Here is a 5580-nt window from a genome sequence, read left to right as displayed (position 1 = left end):
GGCCTGGGCCGATCCGTTCGCGGCGGGTTTGGCGCGGGCGGGCGGCGGCGTTTCGATCACCGCGTCGGACGCCGCCACTGGGCCTTCCATCGCCTCGGCCACGGTGCCGCCCAGCGCCATCACCCCGGGCGCCTTGTCCTTGAGATCCAGCACGATGCGCTGTGCCGTTTTCGGCCCGACGCCCTTGGCCGCCTTGACCGAGGCCCAGTCGCCCAGCGCGATGGCGCGGCTGACCCCGTCGGGGCCCAGCGCGCCGAGGATCGCCAGCGACACCTTGGCGCCGACACCCTGCACGCTCATCAGCAGGCGGTGCCATTCCTTTTCGACCAGCGAGGGAAAGCCGAACAGCTGCATCAGGTCTTCGCGCACCACCAGGTCGGTATAAAGCGACACCGCCTCGCCCACGCCCGGCAGGGCGGCGAGCGTGCGGTCGGAACAATAGACGATATAGCCGACGCCGCCGACCTCGATCAGCACGTGGTCGGTGGCGCGATACCCCAGGCGCCCGGTCAGTCGGCCGATCATGCCCGCAACTCCTTCAGCCGCGCCGCACCGCCCTGGTGATGGGCGTGGCAGATAGCGATGGCCAGCGCATCGGCCGCGTCCGGCCCGGCGGGGGCGCAGCCCGGCAGTTGCAACTGCACCATGTGCAGCACCTGCCGCTTTTCCGCATGGCCGACCCCCACCACCGTTTTCTTCACCGTGTTGGGCGCATATTCCCCCACCGGGATCCCCGCCTGCGCCGGCACCAGCAGCGCGATGCCCCGGGCCTGGCCCAGTTTGAGCGTGCCGGCACCGTCGCGGTTGACGAAGGTCTGTTCAACGGCGGCGAGATCGGGCGCATGGGTGGCAACCACCTCGGTCAGCTGCCGGTAAAGCGACAGCAGCCGCACCGCCAAATCGCCTTCGCCCGAGCAGCACAGCCCGTTCGCAACATGGCTCAGACGCGATCCGACCGAGTCGATCACCCCCCAGCCCAGGGTTCTCAACCCCGGATCAATGCCCAGAATCCGCATGTACCGCCCGGCGTTCCGCCCGATTTGTTGCTTTTCTGACGCACTAGCACGAAACGCGAACATGCGCCAAGCGTTTTGGTGCCGAAGACCAAAAACGACAGCCGATTGTTCATCTGCGCCAGAGCGCCTGAAAACGACACCCAGATCGCCTGAAAACGACATTGCTCAGGCGGATTTTTCTTATTTATTTCAGTCATATGGCCGAAAAATTCGCCATGCAAAAAGTGCATAAGAACTATGCAATCGGCGCAGCTTGTGCCGGAATATGCGCCGCCTTATGTGCTGCTCACGAAATTTGAAGACCCCAAAACCCCAATAACCAGAGGACAAGCAAATGGCTGCATTTGACACCCGCGCCGGCTATGTCTCGTCGAGCTTCTATGGCCGCGTCGGGGCAGTACTGGCAAATATCTATTCCGCGATCGTGGGCTGGAACGACGCCCGCATGACGCGCAAGACCCTGTCGTCGCTGAGCGACCGCGAACTGGACGATATCGGCCTGGTGCGCGGCGATATCGACCTGGTGGTGGCCGGCAGACACCGGTCGTAACCACATCGGCGGCACCGGCCGCCGCTGGGTTGCACGAAAAAAGCGCCGCGTGACCAGTTCACGCGGCGCTTTTGTTTTGGCGTGGTCTCAACGAAACCTGAGCGCGCAGAATGCGTCCGGCGGCGTCTTAGCGCAGGACCGGCGCAACCGTTTCGGCGACCAGGCGGGTCAGCGGATCCCCCTGCATCGCAAAGGCACCGGCTTTTTCCACCAGAGTGCCTTCCTGCAGGCGGGCGACGCGGGTGTCATAGGCTTCCGAGCCCAGGCTGGCCATCAGCACCACTTTGAACATCAGGAAGGCGGCGAGAAAGATCAGCACCGAGCGGCCCGAAATCGGCGCGGGTGCGCGCCGCGGCTTGGCCACGATCAGACCGTCAGGTCGCATGCTGGTGGTATAGCCGCGGGTCATTGCCTGGTGCTTGCGGATCAGGCGGCTCAGACGGTTTGCAAATTCGACCTGCTGAACGGTCATGACGGATCACTCCTTACGCCGGCAGAACCAGCGGATGCTCTGAATTACGTATCGATTGTGGCAACATAAGGGCAGCGATCCGGAATGTACCGGATTTTCGCGATTTTCAGCTTGATTTACAAAGAATTAGCGTCACCCAGTCACCAATCTGTTCGCGATGCTGCAGATTGATGCCATTGCGAGAATAAACCGCGATAACCTCATCTGCCTGCTCGGACAGAATCCCCGACAGGATGGCATAGCCTCCCGGCCTCAGATGCATCGCCAGATCCGGGGCCAGCGCCACCAACGGGCCCTTCAGAATATTGGCGAAGATCAGGTCATACGGGGTCGCCGCGGCCAGGTCCGGGTGGTCGAATCCGGCGGCTTCGACACAGCTCACCTGCCCCTCGATGCCGTTGGCGCGCAGGTTGGCGCGGGCAACATCGACCGCCACCGCGTCGATATCGCTGGCCAGGTTGGTCCGCCCCGGCCACAGCCGGGCCGCCGCCATTGCCAGCACCGCGGTGCCGCAGCCAATATCGGCAACCGCCCGCGGCTCCAGGCCCTCGCCGGCCAGCCGGTCGAGCGCGCGCAGACAGCCCAGCGTGGTGCCGTGATGGCCGGTGCCGAAGGCCATCGCCGCCTCGATCAGCAGCGGTTCGACCCCCTCGGGCACCTTGTCGGCATCATGGCTGCCATAGACGAAGAACCGCCCGGCCCGCACCGGCGCCAATTCGCGCCGGACATGGGCGACCCAGTCGGTTTCCGGCAGTTCCGACACGGTGAAGGGTTTCGCGCCGAAGGCCGCCGCCAGCAGCGCCAGCGCCGCATCGTCGGGAGTTTCGGTGAAATAGCCGCCCACTTCCCACAGGCCCGAGCCGTCTTCGACTTCGAACACGCCGATGCCGGTGGGTTCCGGCTCCAGCCGCTCCATCGCCGCGCCCAGCGCCTCGGCCTGCGATTTGCCGGTCAGGGTGGTCAGGGCGGTAAATGTGGGCATCGGGCTCTCCGTTGGCTGGGCAGTTCTGCGATGTCACTCTGCCGGCTTGGGCGCAACCCCCATGAACACCGTCTCGTAGCCCGGCACCGGGTGACGCGGGATCATCATCGCCAGCATCAGCGACCCGACCGCCAGCGCCGCCGCCAGCACGAACACCGCGGCCGGCGACACCACCCACAGCAGGCCCAGCGCCACCGGCAGAAACACCGCGGCGATGTGGTTGATGGTAAAGGCCACCGCCGCCGTGGGCGCAATATCACCGGGATCGGCGATTTTCTGGAAATAGGTCTTCAGCGCCAGCGCCAGCCCGAACAGGATGTGGTCGACCACATACAGCGCCGCGGCCATCCAGACGCCCCAGTTGAACCAGTAGACACCGCCATACAGCAGGAAGACCAGCGCCAACCCGGCATATTCCAGCATCAGCGTGGCGCGTTCGCCAAACACGCCGACGGCGCGGCCCAACAGCGGCGCCACGACCATGTTGATCATCAGGTTGATCAGGTAGAGCCCGGTCAGCTGATGCACTTCGAAGCCGAATTTCTCGACCATCATGAAACCGGCAAAAACCATGAAGATCTGCCGCCGCGCCCCGGCCATGAATTGCAGCGCGTAGTACAGCCAATAGCGGCGGCGCAGCACCATGCGGCGCACCTGCGGATGTGGCGCGGCAAATTGCGGAAAGGCGAACAAGCAGAACAGCGCCATCGCCGCGGTCAGGCCGCCGGAGATCAGGAAGACGATGTTATAGGTCAGGCCCAGCGGCTCCCACAGCAGCACGATCAGCCCATAGACCACAAAAGTGGCAGCCGAGCCCGCCGCCAGCAGCCAGCCCAGCATTTGCGGCGCCCGGTCCTTGGGCAACCATTGCAGCTGCAACGACTGGTTGACGGTCTCGTAGTAATGGAAGCCGATCGAACTGATCAGCGTCACCGCCAGCAACCCGCCCAACGAGGGAAACCAGGCAGTGACCGCTGTGGCCACGCCCAGCAGGCACAACGAAACCAGACCCAGCACCTGCTCGCGCATGAACAGCAGGATCGCCAGAACGCCAATGGCCAGGAAACCCGGGATCTCGCGCACCGAATGCAGCAACCCGATATCCGAGCCGTCGAAGCCGGCGACCTCGATCACGAAGTTGTTCAGCAGCGCGTTCCAGGTGAAGAACGCGATCGGCATCGCCACAGCGGTGACGAATAACAGCGCCAGCGGCCGGCGCCAGGCCGGCAGTTCAGCCGCGTCCGAGAGGTTGACAATCCGGTTCATCGCTTCGCCATACGCCGGTTCGTTGGTCTTGGCGAGAGCCAAAGCGCCGCCGCACATCGGATGTGCCCCTGTGCTGAACTGGCAGATGCGGGCGCCGGGCCGGTCAAGCCAGGACTCCGTGCAAGGTCATCCGCAGCGAGGACCGGGCGGCCCCGGATCGCACCGCGCCCTACCCGCGCGAGGCCGCATGCGGCAGCAGAAAGGTTCCGCCCAGCGGCGGCGCGGCATTGACCCGCACGCGGCAGCCATAGGCGGCGGACAGGATGTCATCGGTCAGCACCTCTTCGACCGTGCCCGCCGCGCGGGCCTGCCCCGCCTGCATCAGCGTCACCCGGTCGGCAAACATCGCGGTGAGGTTCAGGTCATGCATCACCGCCACCACGCCGCCGCCCCGGTCGGCATAGCTGCGCACCAGCTGCATCACCCCCAGCTGCTGGCCGATGTCGAGGCTCGACACCGGCTCGTCCAGGAACAGCCAGCGCGGCGTGCCGTCGATCACCGGCTCCCAGACCTGGGCCAGTACGCGCGCCAGTTGGGCCCTCTGCTGTTCGCCGCCCGAAAGCTCCTGGAAGAACCGGTTGCCATACCCGGCCAGCCCCACCGCCTCCAGCGCCGTCTCGGCCAAACGCGGATGGGTGGCATGCAGCCCGGCCTGCACGCCCATGCGCACCACCTCGATCACGGTGAAGGGAAAGGCCAGCGCGCTGGCCTGGGGCAGCACGCCGCGCTGCGCCGCCAGATCATAGGGCTTGGCCAGCAGGATGTCGCGCCCATTGAGGCTGATCCGCCCCTCGGCGGCCACCTCGCCGGTCAGGGCGCGCAGCAGCGTGGTCTTGCCGGACCCGTTGGGCCCGACAATCGCGCTCACCTCGCCGGGCCGGGCCAGGAAATCGACACCTTTCAGCACCGGCTTGCGCCCGATGGCATAGCGGAGGGCGGTGGCTTGCAGGCTCACAGGTCCACCACTCCGCGCCGGCGCAACAAGATCCACAGGAAAACCGGCGCGCCCAGCACGGCGGTCACGATGCCGATGGGCAGTTCGGCCGGAGCGATCAGGGTGCGGCTGATGCAATCGGCCAGCACCAGCAGCGACGCGCCCAGCAGCGCGGCATTGGGCAGCAGCGTGCGGTGATCCGGCCCGGTTGCCAGCCGCAGCAGATGCGGCACCACGATGCCGACAAAGCCGATGCCGCCCGACACCGCCACCGCCGCGCCGGTGGCACAGGCGACGGTCAGGATCGCGCCGGTTTTCAGCCGCTCCAGCGCCACGCCCATGTGCATCGCCGCCGCCTCG

Annotated in this window: 9 protein-coding genes; 1 reads left to right on the top strand and 8 read right to left on the bottom strand. The window is 65.9% G+C overall.

Annotation, left to right across the window (positions count from 1 at the left end):
• The 3 genes from ruvA to CVM52_RS23035 all read right to left on the bottom strand — a co-directional run.
• Positions 1 to 525: Holliday junction branch migration protein RuvA (gene ruvA / locus CVM52_RS23045; RefSeq protein ID WP_240621044.1), on the bottom strand; the 525-nt coding region annotated here is incomplete at its 3' end.
• Positions 522 to 1016, bottom strand: coding sequence for a crossover junction endodeoxyribonuclease RuvC (gene ruvC / locus CVM52_RS23040; protein ID WP_100164693.1), 495 nt, complete (start codon positions 1014 to 1016; stop codon positions 522 to 524). The genes ruvC and ruvA, both read right to left, overlap by 4 nt.
• The gene (locus tag CVM52_RS23035) at positions 986 to 1246 is read right to left on the bottom strand and encodes a hypothetical protein (protein ID WP_100164692.1); all 261 of its coding nucleotides are present in this window, start codon (positions 1244 to 1246) and stop codon (positions 986 to 988) included. The genes ruvC and CVM52_RS23035 overlap by 31 nt, the downstream gene beginning before the upstream one ends.
• Positions 1247 to 1350: 104 nt before the next feature.
• On the opposite strand from CVM52_RS23035, the gene CVM52_RS23030 reads away from it, so the two are divergent.
• Positions 1351 to 1566 (top strand): DUF1127 domain-containing protein, encoded by a 216-nt coding sequence (locus tag CVM52_RS23030; RefSeq protein ID WP_100164691.1) that lies wholly within the window; start codon positions 1351 to 1353, stop codon positions 1564 to 1566.
• 127 nt (positions 1567 to 1693) lie between these two features.
• Here the strand turns inward: CVM52_RS23030 and CVM52_RS23025 are convergent, their stop codons facing one another.
• The 5 genes from CVM52_RS23025 to CVM52_RS23005 all read right to left on the bottom strand — a co-directional run.
• Positions 1694 to 2038 (bottom strand): hypothetical protein, encoded by a 345-nt coding sequence (locus CVM52_RS23025; RefSeq protein WP_100164690.1) that lies wholly within the window; start codon positions 2036 to 2038, stop codon positions 1694 to 1696.
• A 106-nt stretch (positions 2039 to 2144) separates the two neighbouring features.
• Positions 2145 to 3020: a 50S ribosomal protein L11 methyltransferase gene (locus CVM52_RS23020; RefSeq protein ID WP_100164689.1), complete on the bottom strand. Its 876-nt coding sequence runs from the start codon at positions 3018 to 3020 to the stop codon at positions 2145 to 2147.
• A 33-nt stretch (positions 3021 to 3053) separates the two neighbouring features.
• The gene (locus CVM52_RS23015; RefSeq protein WP_100164694.1) at positions 3054 to 4286 is read right to left on the bottom strand and encodes an MFS transporter; all 1233 of its coding nucleotides are present in this window, start codon (positions 4284 to 4286) and stop codon (positions 3054 to 3056) included.
• A gap of 169 nt (positions 4287 to 4455) precedes the next feature.
• Positions 4456 to 5241, bottom strand: coding sequence for a heme ABC transporter ATP-binding protein (locus CVM52_RS23010; RefSeq protein WP_100164688.1), 786 nt, complete (start codon positions 5239 to 5241; stop codon positions 4456 to 4458).
• The coding region (locus tag CVM52_RS23005; RefSeq protein ID WP_172721072.1) for a FecCD family ABC transporter permease at positions 5238 to 5580 on the bottom strand (343 nt) is incomplete at its 5' end. The genes CVM52_RS23005 and CVM52_RS23010, both read right to left, overlap by 4 nt.

The sequence above is a fragment of the Pseudooceanicola lipolyticus genome, assembly GCF_002786325.1.
Lineage (GTDB): Bacteria > Pseudomonadota > Alphaproteobacteria > Rhodobacterales > Rhodobacteraceae > Pseudooceanicola_C > Pseudooceanicola_C lipolyticus.
Note: the sequence above shows the minus strand (reverse complement) of the source record. Positions and strands in the feature narration are given on the sequence as shown.